Raw genomic sequence first — 17,729 nt, 5'->3', positions numbered from 1 at the left:
GCCAATCTAGTCAGTCGCGGCTACGGGGTCGTGGCCGGAAGGCTGTCCATGAACGAGCTCACCGAGAAGACCGCCCGGCCGGGTCCGGGTGGGCCGTAGCCCGGCGGGCTGGTGAGACCGTTGGCCTCCATGATCGCCCGGTAGGTCTGCAGGAGCCGCACGTGGTACTCGAGCGGCGCGCCCTGGGGGTTGGCCTTGCCGAGCGGCGTGGTGGGTTCGGGACACCAGGTGGTGAAGCGCGGGGTGATGCCGCGCGACATGAAGTACTGCAGCCCCTCGGCGGTCGAGTCGATCGCCGCGTCGACGGTTGTGAAGCCGTCCGGGGCGGCCATCTCGACGCCCGCCACGAAGTTCGGGATGACGTTGCGCGGGCCGAACACCTCGGCCGAGTCGAGGATGCGGCGGTGCCACTCCTCCCGGCCGACGTAGCGTTCCTTGCCCGGGCAGTAGAGCTCGAACAGCCGCTTGTCCCACACCTCGTAGTTGGGGTGGTAGATCTGGATGCCGTAGTCCTTGAAGCGCTGCACGTCGGCCCGGGGCAGCGCCTGGGCGACCACCTTGCCGATCCACCGGCCGGGGAAGCGCTCCTCGATCGCCTGCGCGTACTGGCCGTAGAAGTCGGCCTCGGTCTTGCCGCCCACGTGTGAGGTGACGCTGCCGCCGGTCAGGGTGTACGCCGTCGAGGTCTTCTCGACGTCGTGCTTGTCGATGATCGCCAGCGCCTCCAGGATCTCGTCCACCGGCTTGACGCCCGTGTACGGGCGGCCGGCGGCCTTGTGCTGGCGCCAGTTGTGGTTGATGTCGCAGTACTGGCACTCCTCCTTGGCGCCGAAGTACTGGCAGACCCGGAACACGGTCAGGTAGATCAGGTAACCCCACTGGATGGTCGGTGCGACCTCCATGACCGATTTCCCGTTGGCCAGCGTGTGCCGGTAGTAGTTCGGCATCGGCGGCAGCCCCACGTCGGCGATCGGACGGCCGTCGAGGTGGAGGCGCATGCGGCCGTCGTCGTCCGTCCCCACCCGGTACGGGGAGTCGGGGTTCGTGCGGACCGAGACCACGGTGCGGCGCAGGTCGTACGGTCCGCCCGTGAGCACGATCTCCTCCGGCGGCCGGCGCAGCGCGGCGGTGCCCAGCTCGGGCAGCGTCCGGTGGTCGAACGAGAAGATGAAGTAGGACTTGGGCTTGACGTCGCCGCCCTCCGGATCGGACAGCGCCGAGTCGTCGAAGGCCAGGCCGCCGCGCAGGAGATCCTCCTTGATGACGGCTTCCCTCGGCACGTCCGGGAAACGGCTCATCAGGCTCTCAACGAGGTCGGTACGCGTGCTCACCCGCCCCACGATAGGCCGGGCGGTGTTCAGCCGCGCACGAGTGCGTCGTAGATCTCGGCGAACCGGGCCCGCCGGTCCGCGTAGTGGTCGACGTACGCGGGTCGCGGCTCGTACGTCACACCGGTGGTGCGGGACGCCCGCGGGACGTCCGGGGCCAGCAGGTCGAGCGCGAGCAGCGCCGTGCCGCGCTGCGTGGCGCGCCGGCGGGTCACGTGCGTGACGGGTCGTCCGAGGACGTCGGCGAGGATCTGGAGCCACTCGGGCCGGTCGTTGCTGACCCGGCCCGCCGCCGCGACCTCCACGACCCGCGGGGCCGCTGGGCGCAGCTCGTCGGCGACGCGCGCGTACGTCATGGCCACGCCCTCGACGATCCCGCGGAACAGGGCGTCGCCGTCGGTGGCTGCGGACACCCCGCCGAGCACGGCACGCGCCCCGCCGACCCAGCCCGGCGCCCGTTCACCGGTGAGGTACGGCAGCACGAGCGGCGTGGCGTCGCTCGGCGGCGCGGTGAGGACGGCCGCGAGGTCCGGGCTCAGGCGCAGCGTGCTCATTGCCCAGCTGACGGCGCGACCGACGTCGTTGATCGCCCCACCGAGCAGCGTGCGGCGCGCGTCGACCCGGTAGTTCCACAGCCCGAACGGCAGCGGGTCGGCCGGACCGTCGAGCAGCACCCGCAGCGCGCCGCTGGTGGCCGTCGCCGCGGTGAGCACCGTGGCGTCGGTCGCCCCGGACCCGACGTTGCTGGCGAAGCCGTCGGTGATGGCCGGGAACCACACGGCCCGGTCCAGGCCGGGCCGGTGCGCCGACGCCGGGTCCGGAAGGTCCCGCGGCGGGGAGAACTGCTCGGCGCGGACGCCCGCGGCGGCCAGCAGTTCGGCGTCGAGCTCGCCGGTGCGGCGGTCGAGCAGGCCGGTCCACGCCACCGTCGACGTGCCGGCGAGCGGGTGCCCGACCAGCCGGGCCAGGACGTACTCCCCCAGCGACCACCAGCCCGCCGCCGCGGCGAAGATCCGCGGTTGGGCGGCCGCGAGCCAGCGCAGCCGCGGGGTGTGGTAGCTGGTGTGCAGGCGGGTGCCGGTGCGTTGCTGCACCGCGTGCTCGTCGAGTTCCGCGCGCAGCGCGGTGACCGCCTCGGCACTGCGCGAGTCGGCGTAGGTCAGGCACGGGGTGAGCGCGCGTCCGGCCGCGTCGACCGCGATCAGCGAGGCGGCGAAGGTGTCCATCGCGACGCCGGCGATGCGGGTGTTCAGCCGGCGGTCGCCGGTCACCGCGTCGAGGACCTGCTCGACCTCCGAAGTGATCTGATCGGGATCGATGACCGAACTGCCGTCGGGCGCTACCGTGAACGCGTGCGGCACCTTGTGCTGCAGGCCGTGGACCCGCCGGCCCGACGCGTCGTGCACACCGCCCCGGGTGGCGGTGGACCCGATGTCCACCGCCAGGACCAGCGGATCCAGCGCCGCGTCGAGAGCGACGTCGTCGTCGGTCCGGGTCATTGGGGGACCCTAACCCCAACCGGAGGTCATCAGCTCGCTGCAACGGCACTGCAACGGCGTCGCCGAGGCTGGGGTTCCGCGCGATGGCAAGGAGGAAATGAGACCATGATTGCTCGTACCTTCGTGGCGGCCGTGCTGCTGGCGACGGCCGTCGCGGCCGCGTCCCCCGCCTCAGCCTCAGCCGATGCGCCGGGAGCCGTGCTGACCCTGTCCTGGAGCGCGCCGGCGGCGTCCAACCAGGTGTTCACCACCACCCTGACCTGCGACCCGGCCGGCGGCGGGGAGGAGTGGTACCTGGACCCGGTCCTCGCCTGCGGAGACCTCACGGCCGCCGGCGGAGACATCGAATCGCTGCCCGGGCGGCCGCTCAGCTGCCAGGGCGTGCAGGGCTGGGCGATCCGCACCACGGTCACCGGCCACTGGTTCGGCGATCCGGTGAACTACGACGAGCTGCACGCGAACTGGTGCGTGGCCAGAGCGAAGCTCGGCTGGGTCTTCACGTTCTGACCCGGGTCAGGTGAGCCAGGCCAGCTTGCGGACGACGTGGTCGAGGGCGTGTTCGATGTGGTGGCGCATGGCGGCGTCGGCCGCGTCGGGATCCTGGTCGGTGATGGCCCGGGCGACGGCCTCGTGTTCGGCGATGGACTCCTCGATCTCCGGTGCGGAGTACATCGCCGCGATCGGGCGGCTGAAGTAGACGAGTTGGGACTGTTCGATCTCCTGCGCCAGCCGCTGGTTGTTCGCCGCGTGGACGATCAGGCCGTGCACGCGTTCGCTGGCCGGCGTGAAGCTCGCCGGCGTGAAGTCGGTGGCCGGGCCGGCGAGAACGGTCCGGCTGAACCGGTTGGCCCCGTCGATCGCGTCGACGTGGTCCGCCGAGCGCCGTAGCGCCGCGAGCCGGGCGGCGGCACACTCCAGCGCGCACCGGACCTCGTAGATCTCCCGCACGTCGCGCACGTCGAGCTTGCGGACGGTCCAGGTGCGGCTGGCCCTCGCCACCAGCCCGCGGGCCGCCAGGGCGTGCAGTGCCTCGCGGACGGGCGTGCGGGAGACGTCGAGCCGCGCGGCCAGGTCCTCCTCGACGAGCCGGTCGCCACCCCCGAAGGCCCCGCTCATGATCAGTTCCTGGATCCGCTGCTGGATGGCGACGGGGCCGCCCACCCGTTCGTTGGCCTGTGGCATGCCGTCAGGATACGGATCGCATGCTATTTGTATACAATGACTTTCGAGAATCGGACGGTGCCGGCCGGCTCCGGGATCGCGTGGGAGCTCGGCGCGGGCACCCGGCTACGGGTCGTGGACGTCGAGGGTGGACAGACCGGCGACGTGTTCGCCGTGGCCGCCGACAACCCCGCCGACGGGCTGAGCAACGGCCGGACGTTCGACTACGGCGACAGCGTCCACCTGTCGACCGGTTCGGTGCTGTACTCGCGCCGCAGCCGTCCCCTGCTGCGCATCGTCGCCGACGACGCCGGCCACCACGATTTCCTGTACGCGCCGTGCAGCCAGGAGATGTACGAGATCGGCTACGGCGTGACCGACGCGCACCCGAACTGCCTCGACAACCTGACCTCGTCGCTGGCGACGTTCGGGGTGCCGGCGGCCACCGTGACGATCGCGTTCAACGTCTTCATGCGGGTGGACATCGCGCCGGACGGCCGGCTGACCGTCCTGCCGCCCACCGTGCGGGCGGGCCAGGCCGTGACGTTCGTGGCCGAGCGCGACGTCGTCGTGGCGGTCACCGCCTGCCCGGCGGCCAAGGCCAACGGCGGCCGGGTCCGCGCGCTCGGCGTCGAGATCAGCGCCGGGTGAGCAGCATCCGGTCCAGGATCGCCGTGACCGGCACGGTCGCGAACCCGATGCGGGTGTCACTCGCCCCGTACGGGATCCACAGGACGTCGGCGTGGATGAGGCCACCGCAGGAGTAGACGACGTTGGGCACGTAGCCCTCCCGTTCGGACTCGTCCGGTTCGAGGACGGGGTCCGGGAGTTCGGCGATGACCCGCGCGGGGTCGTGCAGATCCAGCAGGAGCGCGCCGATGGCGTAGCGGCGCATCGGTCCGACGCCGTGGGTGAGGACGAGCCACCCGGCGTCGGTCTCGATCGGTGATCCGCAGTTCCCGACCTGGATGAGGTCCCACCCGCGGTGCGGGCGGTGCAGCGGAACCGGTGTCTGCCAACGGTTCTCGCGGTCGAGGACGGTCAGTCCGGTGGTCTCGCCGTCGGCCCGGCACAGGGCGAGGTGCCGCCCGTCGAGCGGGCGCGGGAACAGCGCCATTCCCTTGTTGCGGACGGCGGGGCCGCGCATCGGCGTCAACTCGAACCGGCGGAGGTCGTCGCTGCGCACCGCCCAACCCGCGATGTGCCGGCCGTCGTAGGCGGTGTACGTGGCCCGGTAGACCGGTCCGTCGTCGTCGACGAACCGCACGAACCGGGCGTCCTCCATTCCGTTGCTCTCCACCGCCGTGGCCGGCCACAGGATCCGTTGGTGCAGAAGGGTGTCGGCGGGGAACTCGGTGGCGTAGCCGACGGTGGCGGTGCGGCGCACCTGTTCCAGGGTTCCGACCGCGGTGGACCGCGATCGCAGGTCGGCCGGGAGGCCGGCGAGGGTCCGCTCGAACGTCGCCTCGTCGAACCGCTCCGGAAGGGATCCCAGGACGGTGGCCGACACCTCGTTGTCCCAACCGTCGTCGGCCAGCCCGGCGGCGAGCAGGTCCCGACGGTGCTGCGCGGGAACCCGCCGGCCCGCGATCAGCGGACCCGACCGCTCGGCCACGTCGATGCGGGCGCCGGGGCCGAGGACCGCGGTGACGAAGCCGATCGACGACACGTGTCCCTCGCCGATCTGGCGCACGCTGACCGCGACCCGGAGCTGACCGGAGGACAGCTCGGTCTGGTCGGGATGCGCGACGATGGACGGGTTGCAGAGGGCGGCCGCCTCGACGGCGTACTCGTGCGTGAAGTAGGCGCCGACCAGCAGTCGGGCGGCGGCGGACAGTTCGGTCGACCGGTCCACCCGGTGCCGGACCAGGTCGAAGTGGTGCTCGAAGGCGTCGGTCAGGTCGCGGTGCCGGGCGCCGAACCGGTCGAGGGTCTGCTGGAGCAGCCGGCCGGTTTCGTCCTCGCCCAGGGCGGCGATGCGGTCGATGAGATCGTGCGCGCGGGTACGGCCGACGGCCGAGTCCTCACCGGGCACGAACAGCTTGGCGATGACCCGGCGCGGATCGGGGACCAGCGTGGCGTCCTGGCGGGTCGCCAGCGGCACCGCGGTCGCTTGTCGGGGCACCCGGATCATGGCCGCGACCGGGCGTGCTGCATCGTGGAGATGAGGGCCAGGGTCGACTCGGCGCCCTGGTTGAGGTTGGGCCCGTGCAGGGTCAGTCCGTCGTACCCGCCGGCGGTCGCCGGGTCCCACATCGTCACGCCGACGTCGTTGTCGCCGCGGAACCATCCGACGGCCTGCCGCACGACGGTGGCCCAGGACGGGTCACCGGTCACCGTCCAGGCGGTGGCGGCGGCGTCGGCGAGGGCGGCGACCTCGATCGGCTGCTGATCGTGGCGCAACCGCGGGCTCCCCCGGTGCCAACCCTTCGCGGGCAGCACCGACAGCCGCCCGTCGACGACCTGGATGTCGCACAGCCACCGCAGCATCCGGAGGCCCGTGGCGAGCTGCGCGCCGTCGCCGCACAGGTGACCGGCGAGGATGACGACCTCCGCGAGGGCGGCGTTGGCGTAGGTCAGGCGCGGATGCGGCCACCGCCAACGCGGATCGTCGTCCGGTGTGCCGACCGCGGCGGCGGCGTCGACCAGCAGGGCGACCGCGCCCTGGTCGTTGGGGCGGGCGCGGAGCACCTCGGCGGCGCCCAGCCCGGCGAAGGCCATCGCGCGGGGAGCGGGTGACCGGCGCCCGGCACCGGCGTCGAAGGCGACGAGCGCCTCGTCGCGGATCCATGCGGCGGGACCGCGTGCCGCGGCGGTGCCCAGGCCCCACAGGGCGCGTCCCCACCAGTCGCCGAGCCCCGGTTTGTCGGTCCACCGGCGGTCGAAACCCAGCCGGTTGTGGAAGGAGCCGTCGGGGTCCTGGGCATGGGTGAGGAAGGCGAGGTAGCACTCCGCGAGCCGGAGCACCGGTGCCGGCGGATCCGGCTCGCGGCTGGTGACGACCAGGCCGCGGGCGACGTCGTCGGTGCAGTAGCCGTGCTCGCGGCGGACGATGCCGTGCCGGGCGTGCTCGAACAGCCCGGTGTCGTCGGTCAGCCGGACCAGGTGCGCCCAGGCCGGCGCCGGCGCGTCGACCTCCGCCGGCAGGTCGGTCCGCCCGGTCGTCGGCGCGATCATGCCGACGCCGCCCTGACGGTGGACGAGCCGGCCTGGATGAGCCGCCGGGCCAGCGCCGCGTAACGCCCGGCCACGACGGGCCAGTGCAGGGTCGACGCGACGGGTTCGGCGGACGGCGCGGACGCCGGCAGGCCCGGCCGGGTCAGCACCTGGCGGATCGCGGCGGCCAGCGCCGCGGAGTCCTGATGCGGGACGATCGCGCCGCGACCGTCGGTGACCAGTTCGACGGCGTGCGGGAACGCGGTCGCGACGACCGGGATCCCGGCCGCCACCGCCTCGATCAGCACGCCGGACGTGACCTGCTCGCGCGAGTCGTACGGGAGCACGACGACGTCGGCGGACCCGATGAGCGCGTGCAGGGTGGCCGCGTCCTGGTAGCCGGCCAGGTAGGTCACCGCGTCGGAGATGCCGAGCATGGCACCGAGGCGCTCCAGGCGCTCCCGGTACGCCTCACCCTCCCGCTCGACGACCTTGGGGTGGGTCTGTCCGGCCACGGTGTACGTGGGGGCCGGGTCGAGGTCCCGCAGCCGGGCCATCGCCCGCAGCGCCCACTCGATGCCCTTTCCCGGGCCGAGCAGGCCCCAGGTCAACAGGTTCGACCGCCGGGCCCGCGCGGGCGCTCCGGAGTGGTCGGCGACGCCGTGTGGGATGACCGACACCTTTCCGGGGTCGACGGCGTAGCCGAGGAGCAGCCGGTCCCGACCGGACCCGGTCATCGTCACCACCGCCCCGGCCGCGGCGACGACCTGTTCCAGGACGAGTTTCTGGTTGGGGGTGGGTTGCGCCAGCACCGTGTGCAGCACCACGATGCTGGGCACCGTGAGCCGGCGCAGGAGGTGCACCACGTCGGCACCGTCCCGGCCGGGGTAGATGCCGTACTCGTGCTGGACCACCGCCACGTCGAAGGCGTTGAGCGCGTCGGCGCCGGCCCGCCAGCCGGCGACGTCGCCCTCCGACCAGCTGTGCACCACGCCGGCCGCGGCGCGCCGGTCGTCGCCGGTCGGGATGACCCGCACGACGCCGCCGGAGCCGGCGCTGGTCAACTCGGCGGCCAGCGCCGCGTTGAACGTCGCCAGCCCGCACCGGGTCGGCGGATGGGTGCTCAATAAACCGAACTCGATATCCATGTTGTACCGACTTTCCAATCATCGGCCGCCGGCAATGTGCGCCGGTGACCTCACGCGGTACGGACGCCCGCCGGGCCAGCGTGTGGGGGCAGGGCGGGGCGGCGTGCGGGACTCAGGGCCGGGAGAGGCCCGTGAGCCCTTCGTAGACAGCCAGGTACTCATCGACCATGCGGCCGGCGTTGAATCTGAGGACGGCCCGCTCCCGGCAGGCGGACCGGCTGATGTCGGCGACCCGGTCGACCGCCGTGACGGCCTCGTCGACGGTGCCGACCACCAGCCCGGTGATCCCGTCGTCGACGATCTCGGGCATGGACCCACGGTCGAACGCGACCACCGGCGTGCCGCAGATCATCGACTCCACCACCGACAGCCCGAACGGCTCGGCGAAGGCGATCGGATGCAGCAGTGCCGCACTGTCGCCGAGAATCTCGGCCCGCCGCCGGGGACCGACGGCACCCGCGAACGTCACCCGGTCACCGTCGACGTGAGGGGCCACCCGCTCGGCGAAGTACCGCTCGTCCTGGACGATGCCGCAGATGGTGAGCGGCCGGCCGGCCCGCCGGGCGATCTCGATCGCGGTGTGGATCCCCTTGTCCGGATGGATCCGGCCGAGGACGACGAGGCCCTTGCCCGCCTCGGCGTTGAAGGGCAGTTCGTCGATGTCGACGCCGTGGTGCACGGTGGCGACGTAGTCGATTCCGGCCATGCGGTCGGAGTCGGAGATGGAGACGAACGCCGAACCGGCGCCGGCTTTCACGTACGCGGGAACGATCTTCGGCCCGGAGAACCCGTGGACGGTGGTGAGCAGCGGCGCCCGGCAGTGCTCGGCGAAGGCCAGCGGCAACCAGTCGAGGTGGTTGTGCACGAGGTCGAACTCGGCCGATCGCGCCAACGCGTGGGAGACGTGCAACGCCTCCGACACCCGCCCGTCCACTGCCGGATCATCGGCGTAGCCGTGCGGACACACACCGGCCAACGTGGCCGAGGTCACCGAATCCAGGGTCGCGAACAACGTCACGTCGACACCCCGCGCCACCAGCCCGTCGGCCAGCAGGCCGGTCACCCGCTCCCACGGACCGTAGGCGAGCGGGGGTGTCCGCCACGCCACCGGCCCGAGCAGCGCTATCCGCACAATCGCCCGAACGGCTGCCGCGCCGCGGCCGGATCCCTCGTGCTGGACGTACCGATGTCGTCACCACATTTCCCGCGTGAGGCTTTCCCGCGTCAGGCCGCCGGAATCTCCGGCAACGGAATCATCACCGCCCCGGCAGGGACAGATCGGGCCGCCGGGGACCTGAGCGACGGCCCAACCCTACGCCCCGTCGCGTCGAACCGCCGACGCGCATTTCTACATTTGCCCGGCAGTGACGCGTAGGGTGAGGTCCACATGCCCAGCCGAGACGCGAGGAGCCATCATGGCCAGCAAGTCAACGAGCCGGGAAAGTCGAAAAAAGCAGACGAGCAGTCTGAAGGAGAAACGCGCCGCGAAAAAGTCCAAGAATGAGTCGAAGTCGACGTCGGTGGTTCCACCGACCGGCCGCTGACTACAGAACCGGACCGCGTGGCTCGATCTCGATCGCCGCGACGCCACGCCCGTAGATCACGACCTCACGGTCTCCGTGCCGGGCCCGGAGCACTCCCGACGGGTCCGACAGCACGGAAATCGCGTTCTCGGTGACAGCCGTCTCCTGGCTGGTCTCGCTCTCCTCGTAGGTGACGTCGAGCCGGTCACCGGTGACGAGCCGGACGCGGAGCACGATACTAGCCATGGGCTGATCCTAGAGCGCCCAGTTGGCCTTTCCCACCGGGATACGACGCTATACGGTCATCGGGTGAAGGTAGAGCGCCATTGGTGGAACACGATCCCCAGCCCGCGCGGACGACGCGACGTGTACATCCGTACCGATGGTCAACGCTGGGAGGTGGTGGCCCGGGTCGGCGGCGAGAGCGGCCGGTCGAAGACCCACCCGTGTCCGGGCCGGTCCAGCGCGGAGATTCTCGCCAGCGCCTGGCGCGGCGCCGGCGGTGAGTGGCGCGAACTGGCCCCCGACGACAACGCTCAGGAGCACTCCCGACAAACATTCTGGCCGTCGACGCGCACGGCGAACTGACTGCGGTGCTGTACCAGGAAACAACGCGAGCACTGCAACTCGTCCGCCCGCATCGGTGACACCGGCACGGCCAGCTCCTCCCCCGACACGTCCGCACCGGACGGCTCGAAACCGTCAGCGGTGTCGAGCTCGTCCAGTTCGGCCGTCGGCGGCCGGGCGGTCCTGTCCCGCGTCTTGAGCTCATCCATCCCGTCGTCTTCGATCGGTGGCCGACGTGGCGAGTCGTAGTCGATAACGGCCTCCCTGATCGGATGTGGTGTGATGACCGTAGACCCATCACCGTCCGAACGCTCGCAGATGGGACGCCAAGATTGTGCGCGGCGGGCGATCAGGCGACCGGGGTCAGTGAGCCGGTCCCACCGCGGGTGTTCGTCGCCCGCAACGCGATGACGGCGGCCACGAGCAACGCGCCGGCGGCGGCGATCAACGCGCCGGCGAACCCGGAGGTGAGTGCGTCCGGTGCGGCGGCGCCGCTGGCGAGACGGTGGTCGGTGCGGGCGGAGGCGATGGCCGAGAAGATCGCCAGGCCGAGCGCGGACCCGAGTTGCAGCGAGGTGTTGAGCAGGCCGGCGGCGAGCCCGGCCTTGTCGGCCGGCACCCCGGCGTTCGCCGCGGTGGTCACGGTGACGAACACCGCGCCGAGCCCGAACGACATGACCGCCAGTCCGGGCAGCAGGTCGGCCGGGTAGGTGCCGTCCGTCGGGATCCGCGACAGCATGAACACGCCCACCGCGGCGACGAGGGTACCGGCGACGATGACCGGCCGGGTCCCGATCCGCGGCACGAGCTGTGAGGACACGCCGGCGGCGACGATGATGCCGGCGGTGACGGGCAGGTACGCCGAGCCGCTCTCGATCGGCGTGAAGCCGAGCACGTTCTGCATGTAGAGGGTCAGGAAGAAGAACATCGACAGGAACCCGGCGAACGCGATCAGCTGGGTGAGGTTGGCGGCGGCCAGTCCCCGGGTCCGGAAGACGGTGAACGGGAAGAGCGGGTCGCGGCTGCGGCGCTCGACCACGACGAACGCCGCGAGGAGCACCGCCGCGGTGGCGAGCTCACCGATCGTGTGGCGGCTGCCCCAGCCCTCGTCCGGTGCCTTCACCAACGCGAACACCAGCACCAGCATCGCGGCGGTGACCAGCACCGCGCCCGGCAGGTCGAACGTGGCCGTCCGGGTCCGCCGGCGCTCGCCGGGCACCAGCCGGAACGCGGCGACGACGATGGCGACGCAGACGGGGACGTTGACGAACAGCACCCATCGCCAGCCCGGCCCCTGCGACAGCACACCGCCGAGGAACACGCCGGCGGCGGCGCCGATGCCGCTGATCGCGCCCCACACGCCCAGCGCCCGGGTCCGGTCCCGCCCGTCGGCGAACGTCGTGGTCAGGATCGACAGCCCGGCCGGAGCCATCAACGCGGCGCCGACGCCCTGCACCACGCGGGCGCCGATCAGCATGCCGGCGCCGGTCGCCAGGCCGCCGACCAGCGAGCTGACCGCGAACACGACGGTGCCGGCCACCAGCAGGCGCCGGCGGCCGAGCAGATCGGCGGCCCGACCGCCGAGCAGCAGGAACCCGCCGTAGGTGACCAGGTAGCCGCTGAGCACCCACTGCAGGCGCTGTTGCGAGAAACCGAGATCGGCCCGGATCGACGGCAACGCCACGTTCATGATCGACGAGTCGACGATGTCCATGAACTGGACCGTGCACAGCAACAGGAGCGTGAGAACGCCCCGCCGGGTGGACAGCGACGAGGTCACACCAACCTCCGTGTTAGTGAGTTAGCTGACTAACTCGGGACCATAGCAGCCGTCCGCGGCCGCTGGCTATGCTCCTAGTGAGATGACTGACTCAACGACACCGGGCAAGCGCGCGCGCCTCGTCGCCGCCGCCGCCGACCTGCTGCACCGGCAGGGCGTGCAGGCCACGACGATCGCGCAGGTCGCCGATGCCGCCACCGTGCCGACCGGCAACGTGTACTACTACTTCAAGACCAAGGACGACCTGATCCGCGCCGTCATCGACGACCGCACCCGGCAGGTCCGGGCGATGCTCGACTCGCTCCGCGCCCGGCGCAGCCCCGCCGCCCGGCTCACCGCCCTGGCCAACCAGTGGACCGAGATGCGCGAACTCGTCGCCCGCTACGGCTGCCCGTTCGGCACCCTCGTCACCGAACTCGACCGCCGCGACGACGGCCTCGACGTCGAAGCCGCCCAACCGATCGGCATCATTCTCGACTGGGCCGAGACCCAGTTCCGGGACATGGGCCGCACCGACGCCCGCGAGCTGGCCGTCGCCTTCTTCGCCGGCATCCAGGGCGCAGCCCTGCTCGCCAACGCGCTGCGCGACCCGGCCGTCATGGCCGGCCAGGTCCGCCACCTGACCCGCTGGATCGCCACGCTGTCCTAGAAGGGCTGCGCGGCCTGCCGCTGACGGTGGCTACGGACCTTCGCGATGGTGCCGCACGAGCGGCCGTCGGGGCCGCCGGCCGTCATGAGACACCAGCGCTTGCCGCCGTTGCGCGTGTGGTCGTAGAAGACCCAACGGCAGTCCGGGCACGCCTTCAGGCGCGGCCACCGGCCGTCGTCGACGGCGGCCACGACCGCGGCCACCAGCTCGGCCGCCGGGCCGGGCGCGTGCCGGAACACGAGCGTGCCGTTCTCGATCTCCGGGCGGAGGTCGCTGCGGCGCAGCCATCCGTTGAGCCGGTCGTCGCCGTCGTCGGCGCGCTCCACGGCCCCCCGCAGATCGTCGCGGAGCTCGCGCAGCTCCGACCGCTCGGCCCGGGTCAGGCCGTGCCGGGTGGCGTACCCGGCGAACGCGTCGGTCGGTTGCCGGGTGTCGTTGGGGACCAGCCAGGTGTTGAGCAGCTCGCGGACCCGCTCCAGCGCACCGGGCGCCTCCTGCGCCGCCGCGCGACCTCCGTTAACCATTCAACGAGTTTAGCGGTTGCGGCACCACGATCGTGGCGGTTAACCTACAAACACATTTACTGGTTAACAGAGGAGTGGACGAATGGACGTCGTGTGGGCCTCGCTCGCCTGGCCGGGTACGGAACATCTGGTGTTGACCGTCGACAGCGGCGGGATCCGCGCCGACAGCCTGGCGGTGCACGCACTTCCCGACGGGCCGCCGGTACGGGTCGGCTACACGCTCACCACCGACGACGCCGCGCGGACCAGGAACGTCTCCATCGAGGTCACCGCGTCGGCCCGCACCGAGCGACTGACGTTGCGCGCCGACGGCGCCGGAGCCTGGACCGACGGCGACGGCCGGCCGATCGCGGACCTCGACGGCTGTCTCGACGTCGACATCTCCTGCACGCCACTGACGAACACGTTCCCGATCCGCCGGCTCGGCCTGGCCGTCGGAGACAGCGCGGACCTGGAGATGGCCTATGTGACGCTGCCACCGCTGCGGGTACGCAAGGCCGGGCAGCGCTACACCCGCCTGCCCGACGGGCCCGACGGACCGGTGTACCGGTACGAGTCCGGCACGTTCCGGGCCGACCTCGCCGTCGACGCGGACGGTCTGGTCGTGCGTTACCCGGAACTGTGGCGACGCACCAGCGACCGGGCCAGCGCCGCATAGAGGACGCCCACCGGGTCGACGACCGCTTCCGCCGCCCGCCACGCCACGAACCCGTCGGGCCGCACGAGCATGGCGCCCTCGGCGCCGATCCCGCCGGCCGACGCGAACGCCCGATCCGGATCCTCGACGTCGCCACCCGGGCCGACGCCGTACACGTCGAGCGGAACACCCAACCGGGCGGCGGCCGTCTCGCCGGCCCGTGCCCAGGCCGCACCGCCGGATCCGGTGAACAGCACCGGCGCGGTGCTCACGAGGTCCAATGTGGACAGTTCGGTGCCGGCGCGGCGCACCGGGACGTGCGGCAGCCGGAAACCGGGCCGGCCGGTGGGTTCGCGCGGGTCCTCCCAGTCCCCGTCGTCGGACCCGTCCGGGGTGATCGCGGCGGAGCGGTACCGGTGACCGAGGTCGATCAGGGCGTCGTCGACCATCGGCATCAGCCCGTCGGTGCCGAGGCCCGGATCGAGCCGCGTCACGGCCAGCAGCACCCGGCCGGCCGCGAACCGCTCGGCCCATTCGGCGGAAGCGTTCCACCGTTGCACGTCGTCGATCTCCACGGCCAGGTCGGGCGCGCCGAGCGCGTCCCGGACGTACCGCACGCAGTCGGCCTCAGTCGCGGTCCCCCCGACCGTGGTGCGCCGGCCGTCGTCGTCGACGGCGGTGTTGACCACCAGGAAACCGGACCGGCCGTCGATGGCGAAGCGGAAGAAACCCTGCAGCCGGGGATTCACCACGTAGACGACGCTGAGGTTGCGGTCGCCCAGCAGCGGCCGCACGTCGCCCCGGAAGTAGATCGTGACGCTGTCGGAAAACGTTCCGTGGCCCCGCATCCCGATGCCGAGCCGGTGCCGCAGCGGGCTCCGCACGCCGTCGGCGGCCACCGCGTACCGGGCCCGGACCGTCGATTCCTCGCCGCTGCGCCGGTCACGCACCCGCGCGGTCACGCCGTCGTCGTCCGTCGACAGCGACACGAGCTCGGCCGAGTACCGCAGCCGCCCGCCGAGCGCCGCGGCGCGCTCGCGCAGCACCGGTTCCAGGCCGATCTGGGTCACAAAGATCCGGGGGGACGGGCTGAGATGTTCCACCCCGTCGTTGATGTTGCGGAAGAACCACTGGAGTTCGCGGCCGTCGAGCGACTCGACCGCCATGATCGCGCCGTTCTGGACGAACTCCCGCTCGGCGGCGGCGACGACCTCACGTTCCACCGAGGAACACCGACGTCGACAGCCCCACCAGACTTCTGCCGACGATCAGTACCGGTACCTCTTCGTCGCGCATGTGCGCAGCCGTTCCGGTCGCTATTCGTCCAGCCGGAACCCGATCTTCATGGTCACCTGGACGTGTCCGACCTGGCCCTCGTTGATGTGTCCGCGGATGTTGACGACCTCGAACCAGTCGAGGTTGCGCAGGGTCTGCGACGCCCGCGCGACGGCGTTGCGGATGGCCTGATCGACACCCTCGGACGAGGAGCCGACGATCTCGGTGACCCGGTAGACGTGATCGCTCATGGAAACCTCCCACGGTGCTGCCGACGACCCTCGAAGCCGACCGTAGCGGACCCGGCAGCCCGCGCGCAGACTTCAGGCGATGTTAAGGAAGTTGGCTTGGGGCTTTAAGGCCCGCGCCACCACGATCGACGGCGTTCGGAAACCCCTCGATCGGAGTCATTCATGGTGCGCAGACCGGTACGCCTGGCCATCTACGCGGCCGCGGTGTTCATCACCGTCGGCGGTGGGACGATCGCCGCCGTGGCGGCGACCAGTCCGTCGACGAAGGCCGCCGCCACGCTCACCGCGACGTTCCACAAGGACTCCGACTGGGGCACCGGCTACCAGGCCACGTACACGATCAGGAACACCGGAACCGCGCCGGCCACCGGCTGGCAGGTCGCGTTCGCGCTGCCCGCCACCGCGACGCTCGGAACGTTCTGGGACGCCGCGGTGACCACGTCGGGTCGGGTGTCGACGGCCCGGGACAAGGGCTACAACGCGACGATCCCGGCCGGCGGCAGCACCGCGTTCGGCTTCGTCGTGGCCGGCAGTGGGGACCCGACGGGCTGCACGGTCAACGGAACCGCCTGCTCCCCCGGCGGTCCCCCGCCCGTCACCACGTCCCCGCCGCAGGCCACCACCACACCGACCACCTCGCCCACGAAGGCGCCGACCGCAACCACGACCAGCCCGGCACCTCCCCCACCGGCCGGCGCCGCGACGCGCGTCGCGCCCTACGTGGACATGGGGCTGCTCTCCAACGGCGCGACGACGCTGGCGCAGCTCGGGCAGAGCGGCAACGTGAAGTCGTTCTCGCTGGCGTTCGTGACGAGCGCCGGCTGCAAGGCGAGCTGGTTCAACGCGTTCGACCCGCGGACGCGGCCGTTCGCCGACCAGATCGCCGCGGTGCGCGCCGCCGGCGGTGACGTGCGGGTGTCGTTCGGCGGCGCCACCGGCATCGAACTGGCGCAGGCGTGCACCGACGTGCGGGCGCTGCAGGCCGAGTACCAGGCGGTCGTCTCGGCGTACAACCTGACGTACATCGATCTCGACATCGAGGGCGCGGCGGTGGCCGACCCGACGACGATCGCCCGCCGCTCGACCGCGCTCGCCGCGCTGCAGAAGGCCAACCCCGGCCTGCGGATCTCGCTGACGCTGCCGGTGCTGCCGGAGGGGCTTACCGGCGACGGGCTCAACGTGGTCCGCTCGGCGAAGAACGCGGGTGTGAACCTGGATCTGGTCAACATCATGGCGATGGACTACGGCCGGGCCGGACAGGACTACGGCGACCTCGCCATCCAGGCGGTGCGGTCGACGAAGGACCAGATCCGGTCCGTCTACGGCAACAGCGACGCGGCCGCGTTCCGGATGGTCGGTGTGACGCCGATGCTCGGCAAGAACGACGACAACGGCACGTTCAGCCAGAGCGACGCCCGCGACCTGATCGCGTTCGCGAACGCCAACCGCCTCGGGCTCGTCTCCTTCTGGGAGGCCAACCGCGACCGGAACGCCTGCACGGGCGCGCTGTTCCAGTGCACGAACGTGCCGCAGACGCCGTTCGAGTTCAGCCGGATCTTCGCCACGTTCACCGGCTGACCGGGTCCTCCGGCACATAGAAGCTCGTCGTGGCCGCGACCGCGGCCGCGACGTGCTCCGGGTCGCCACCGGCGGCAAGGTGGGCCCGGCCCCAGGCCGCGGCGCTGCGCCGGCTGAACTCGTGCAGCTGGTCGCCCTCCTCGCCCTCCTTGCCGGCGAGGAGCCGGGCCAGGGCGAGCAGGCCCTGGTCCCATCCGACGCCGCCGGCGCCGGGGCCGAACGTCGGGAAATAATGCGGATCGACGACCGCGGCGTGGATCAGTTCGAACTCGGTGTCGCCGGTCGGGCCCGGGGCCAGGCGCACCTCGACCTCGCTGGTGCCGTCCCAGGCGTCGGCGTCCGGGCCGAAGAGCCAGGACACCTTCAGCAACCGCGGCGGTTCGCACCGGAGGATCTCGCCGTGTCCCATGCCCTCCAGGTCGTACTTGCCACCGAGGCGGAGATCTCCGGTGACCGGCCGCAACCAGCGACCCAGCCGATCGGCGCTGGTGATGGCGTCCCAGACGTCCTCGATCTCCGCGTCGTAGCGGCGCCGGAGCTCCACCGTGTACGCCTCGCCGGCCGGCACGGTGCCCGTGCCCATCACCCGGTGCACGGCGGCCAACTCGTCTAGTATGTCTCTCACCCCGCGACCGTACCGGCCCAGACTTATA

General features: G+C 71.8%; 20 protein-coding genes. 6 read left to right on the top strand and 14 right to left on the bottom strand.

Features of this window, described 5'->3' with window-relative positions; translation table 11 throughout:
• Positions 1-20: 20 nt before the first annotated feature.
• Together Vau01_RS25380 and Vau01_RS25375 are read right to left on the bottom strand one after the other, a co-directional pair.
• The gene (locus Vau01_RS25380; RefSeq protein WP_203997034.1) at positions 21-1,331 is read right to left on the bottom strand and encodes a radical SAM protein; all 1,311 of its coding nucleotides are present in this window, start codon (positions 1,329-1,331) and stop codon (positions 21-23) included.
• A 26-nt stretch (positions 1,332-1,357) separates the two neighbouring features.
• On the bottom strand, positions 1,358-2,827 hold the full coding sequence (locus tag Vau01_RS25375) for a gluconokinase (protein ID WP_203997033.1): 1,470 nt from the start codon (positions 2,825-2,827) through the stop codon (positions 1,358-1,360).
• Positions 2,828-2,932: 105 nt separating this feature from the next.
• Here Vau01_RS25375 and Vau01_RS25370 point away from each other — a divergent pair, with 105 nt between their 5' ends.
• Positions 2,933-3,334, top strand: coding sequence for an SSI family serine proteinase inhibitor (locus Vau01_RS25370; protein ID WP_203997032.1), 402 nt, complete (start codon positions 2,933-2,935; stop codon positions 3,332-3,334).
• A gap of 6 nt (positions 3,335-3,340) precedes the next feature.
• Here the strand turns inward: Vau01_RS25370 and Vau01_RS25365 are convergent, their stop codons facing one another.
• Entirely contained in the window at positions 3,341-4,009 is a 669-nt protein-coding gene (locus tag Vau01_RS25365) for a GntR family transcriptional regulator (RefSeq protein WP_203997031.1), read from the bottom strand.
• Positions 4,010-4,045: 36 nt separating this feature from the next.
• Between Vau01_RS25365 and Vau01_RS25360 the strand changes: the two genes are divergently transcribed.
• A complete protein-coding gene (locus Vau01_RS25360; protein ID WP_203997029.1) occupies positions 4,046-4,639 on the top strand; it encodes a DUF1989 domain-containing protein in 594 nt (197 codons plus the stop codon).
• Here the strand turns inward: Vau01_RS25360 and Vau01_RS25355 are convergent.
• The 5 genes from Vau01_RS25355 to Vau01_RS25335 all read right to left on the bottom strand — a co-directional run bounded on the left by Vau01_RS25355 (position 4,626) and on the right by Vau01_RS25335 (position 10,061).
• Positions 4,626-6,113: a glycoside hydrolase family 130 protein gene (locus Vau01_RS25355; RefSeq protein WP_239151837.1), complete on the bottom strand. Its 1,488-nt coding sequence runs from the start codon at positions 6,111-6,113 to the stop codon at positions 4,626-4,628. The two genes, Vau01_RS25360 and Vau01_RS25355, sit on opposite strands and share 14 nt — an antisense overlap.
• A gap of 5 nt (positions 6,114-6,118) precedes the next feature.
• Positions 6,119-7,165 (bottom strand): glycosyltransferase, encoded by a 1,047-nt coding sequence (locus tag Vau01_RS25350; RefSeq protein WP_203997027.1) that lies wholly within the window; start codon positions 7,163-7,165, stop codon positions 6,119-6,121.
• On the bottom strand, positions 7,162-8,292 hold the full coding sequence (locus Vau01_RS25345; protein WP_203997026.1) for a glycosyltransferase: 1,131 nt from the start codon (positions 8,290-8,292) through the stop codon (positions 7,162-7,164). The genes Vau01_RS25350 and Vau01_RS25345 overlap by 4 nt, the downstream gene beginning before the upstream one ends.
• A gap of 112 nt (positions 8,293-8,404) precedes the next feature.
• On the bottom strand, positions 8,405-9,424 hold the full coding sequence (locus Vau01_RS25340) for a glycosyltransferase family 4 protein (RefSeq protein WP_203997025.1): 1,020 nt from the start codon (positions 9,422-9,424) through the stop codon (positions 8,405-8,407).
• 412 nt (positions 9,425-9,836) lie between these two features.
• On the bottom strand, positions 9,837-10,061 hold the full coding sequence (locus tag Vau01_RS25335) for a hypothetical protein (protein ID WP_203997024.1): 225 nt from the start codon (positions 10,059-10,061) through the stop codon (positions 9,837-9,839).
• A gap of 63 nt (positions 10,062-10,124) precedes the next feature.
• Between Vau01_RS25335 and Vau01_RS25330 the strand changes: the two genes are divergently transcribed.
• Positions 10,125-10,403, top strand: coding sequence for a hypothetical protein (locus Vau01_RS25330; protein ID WP_239151836.1), 279 nt, complete (start codon positions 10,125-10,127; stop codon positions 10,401-10,403).
• On the opposite strand, the gene Vau01_RS25325 is transcribed toward Vau01_RS25330, so the two are convergent.
• Positions 10,352-10,591, bottom strand: a complete 240-nt coding sequence (locus tag Vau01_RS25325) for a DUF4193 family protein (RefSeq protein ID WP_203997022.1) — start codon at positions 10,589-10,591, stop codon at positions 10,352-10,354. The genes Vau01_RS25330 and Vau01_RS25325 overlap by 52 nt on opposite strands.
• Positions 10,592-10,731: 140 nt before the next feature.
• Entirely contained in the window at positions 10,732-12,162 is a 1,431-nt protein-coding gene (locus Vau01_RS25320; RefSeq protein WP_239151835.1) for an MFS transporter, read from the bottom strand.
• Positions 12,163-12,244: 82 nt separating this feature from the next.
• Between Vau01_RS25320 and Vau01_RS25315 the strand changes: the two genes are divergently transcribed.
• Positions 12,245-12,811, top strand: coding sequence for a TetR/AcrR family transcriptional regulator (locus Vau01_RS25315; RefSeq protein ID WP_203997020.1), 567 nt, complete (start codon positions 12,245-12,247; stop codon positions 12,809-12,811).
• On the opposite strand, the gene Vau01_RS25310 is transcribed toward Vau01_RS25315, so the two are convergent.
• Positions 12,808-13,335, bottom strand: coding sequence for a CGNR zinc finger domain-containing protein (locus tag Vau01_RS25310; RefSeq protein WP_203997018.1), 528 nt, complete (start codon positions 13,333-13,335; stop codon positions 12,808-12,810). The genes Vau01_RS25315 and Vau01_RS25310 overlap by 4 nt on opposite strands.
• An 82-nt stretch (positions 13,336-13,417) precedes the next feature.
• On the opposite strand from Vau01_RS25310, the gene Vau01_RS25305 reads away from it, so the two are divergent.
• Positions 13,418-13,993: a putative glycolipid-binding domain-containing protein gene (locus Vau01_RS25305; protein ID WP_203997017.1), complete on the top strand. Its 576-nt coding sequence runs from the start codon at positions 13,418-13,420 to the stop codon at positions 13,991-13,993.
• Here Vau01_RS25305 and Vau01_RS25300 read toward each other — a convergent pair.
• Positions 13,945-15,195 (bottom strand): FAD-dependent monooxygenase, encoded by a 1,251-nt coding sequence (locus tag Vau01_RS25300; protein WP_203997016.1) that lies wholly within the window; start codon positions 15,193-15,195, stop codon positions 13,945-13,947. The two genes, Vau01_RS25305 and Vau01_RS25300, sit on opposite strands and share 49 nt — an antisense overlap.
• Before the next feature lie 93 nt (positions 15,196-15,288).
• Positions 15,289-15,498 (bottom strand): dodecin, encoded by a 210-nt coding sequence (locus Vau01_RS25295; protein ID WP_203997014.1) that lies wholly within the window; start codon positions 15,496-15,498, stop codon positions 15,289-15,291.
• A 162-nt stretch (positions 15,499-15,660) separates the two neighbouring features.
• Here Vau01_RS25295 and Vau01_RS25290 point away from each other — a divergent pair, with 162 nt between their 5' ends.
• Complete coding sequence (locus Vau01_RS25290) at positions 15,661-17,076, top strand: cellulose binding domain-containing protein (protein WP_203997013.1); 1,416 nt, start codon at positions 15,661-15,663, stop codon at positions 17,074-17,076.
• Here Vau01_RS25290 and Vau01_RS25285 read toward each other — a convergent pair.
• Positions 17,066-17,671 carry an SRPBCC domain-containing protein gene (locus Vau01_RS25285; protein ID WP_239151842.1) on the bottom strand — a complete coding sequence of 202 codons (606 nt, stop codon included), beginning with the start codon at positions 17,669-17,671 and terminating at the stop codon, positions 17,066-17,068. The genes Vau01_RS25290 and Vau01_RS25285 overlap by 11 nt on opposite strands.
• Positions 17,672-17,729 lie beyond the last annotated feature (58 nt).

The organism is Virgisporangium aurantiacum (assembly GCF_016863635.1).
GTDB lineage: Bacteria > Actinomycetota > Actinomycetes > Mycobacteriales > Micromonosporaceae > Virgisporangium > Virgisporangium aurantiacum.
This window is presented reverse-complemented; position numbering and strand designations above follow the sequence as displayed.

Bases quoted from the DNA above. Each gene is read 5' to 3' on its own strand.
- Vau01_RS25375 (WP_203997033.1), bottom strand. From the start codon at position 2,827: ATGACCCGGACCGACGACGACGTCGCTCTCGACGCGGCGCTGGATCCG.
- Vau01_RS25370 (WP_203997032.1), top strand. From the start codon at position 2,933: ATGATTGCTCGTACCTTCGTGGCGGCCGTGCTGCTGGCGACGGCCGTC.
- Vau01_RS25365 (WP_203997031.1), bottom strand. From the start codon at position 4,009: ATGCCACAGGCCAACGAACGGGTGGGCGGCCCCGTCGCCATCCAGCAG.
- Vau01_RS25360 (WP_203997029.1), top strand. From the start codon at position 4,046: ATGACTTTCGAGAATCGGACGGTGCCGGCCGGCTCCGGGATCGCGTGG.
- Vau01_RS25350 (WP_203997027.1), bottom strand. From the start codon at position 7,165: ATGATCGCGCCGACGACCGGGCGGACCGACCTGCCGGCGGAGGTCGAC.
- Vau01_RS25345 (WP_203997026.1), bottom strand. From the start codon at position 8,292: ATGGATATCGAGTTCGGTTTATTGAGCACCCATCCGCCGACCCGGTGC.
- Vau01_RS25335 (WP_203997024.1), bottom strand. From the start codon at position 10,061: ATGGCTAGTATCGTGCTCCGCGTCCGGCTCGTCACCGGTGACCGGCTC.
- Vau01_RS25325 (WP_203997022.1), bottom strand. From the start codon at position 10,591: ATGGATGAGCTCAAGACGCGGGACAGGACCGCCCGGCCGCCGACGGCC.
- Vau01_RS25315 (WP_203997020.1), top strand. From the start codon at position 12,245: ATGACTGACTCAACGACACCGGGCAAGCGCGCGCGCCTCGTCGCCGCC.
- Vau01_RS25310 (WP_203997018.1), bottom strand. From the start codon at position 13,335: ATGGTTAACGGAGGTCGCGCGGCGGCGCAGGAGGCGCCCGGTGCGCTG.
- Vau01_RS25305 (WP_203997017.1), top strand. From the start codon at position 13,418: ATGGACGTCGTGTGGGCCTCGCTCGCCTGGCCGGGTACGGAACATCTG.
- Vau01_RS25295 (WP_203997014.1), bottom strand. From the start codon at position 15,498: ATGAGCGATCACGTCTACCGGGTCACCGAGATCGTCGGCTCCTCGTCC.
- Vau01_RS25290 (WP_203997013.1), top strand. From the start codon at position 15,661: ATGGTGCGCAGACCGGTACGCCTGGCCATCTACGCGGCCGCGGTGTTC.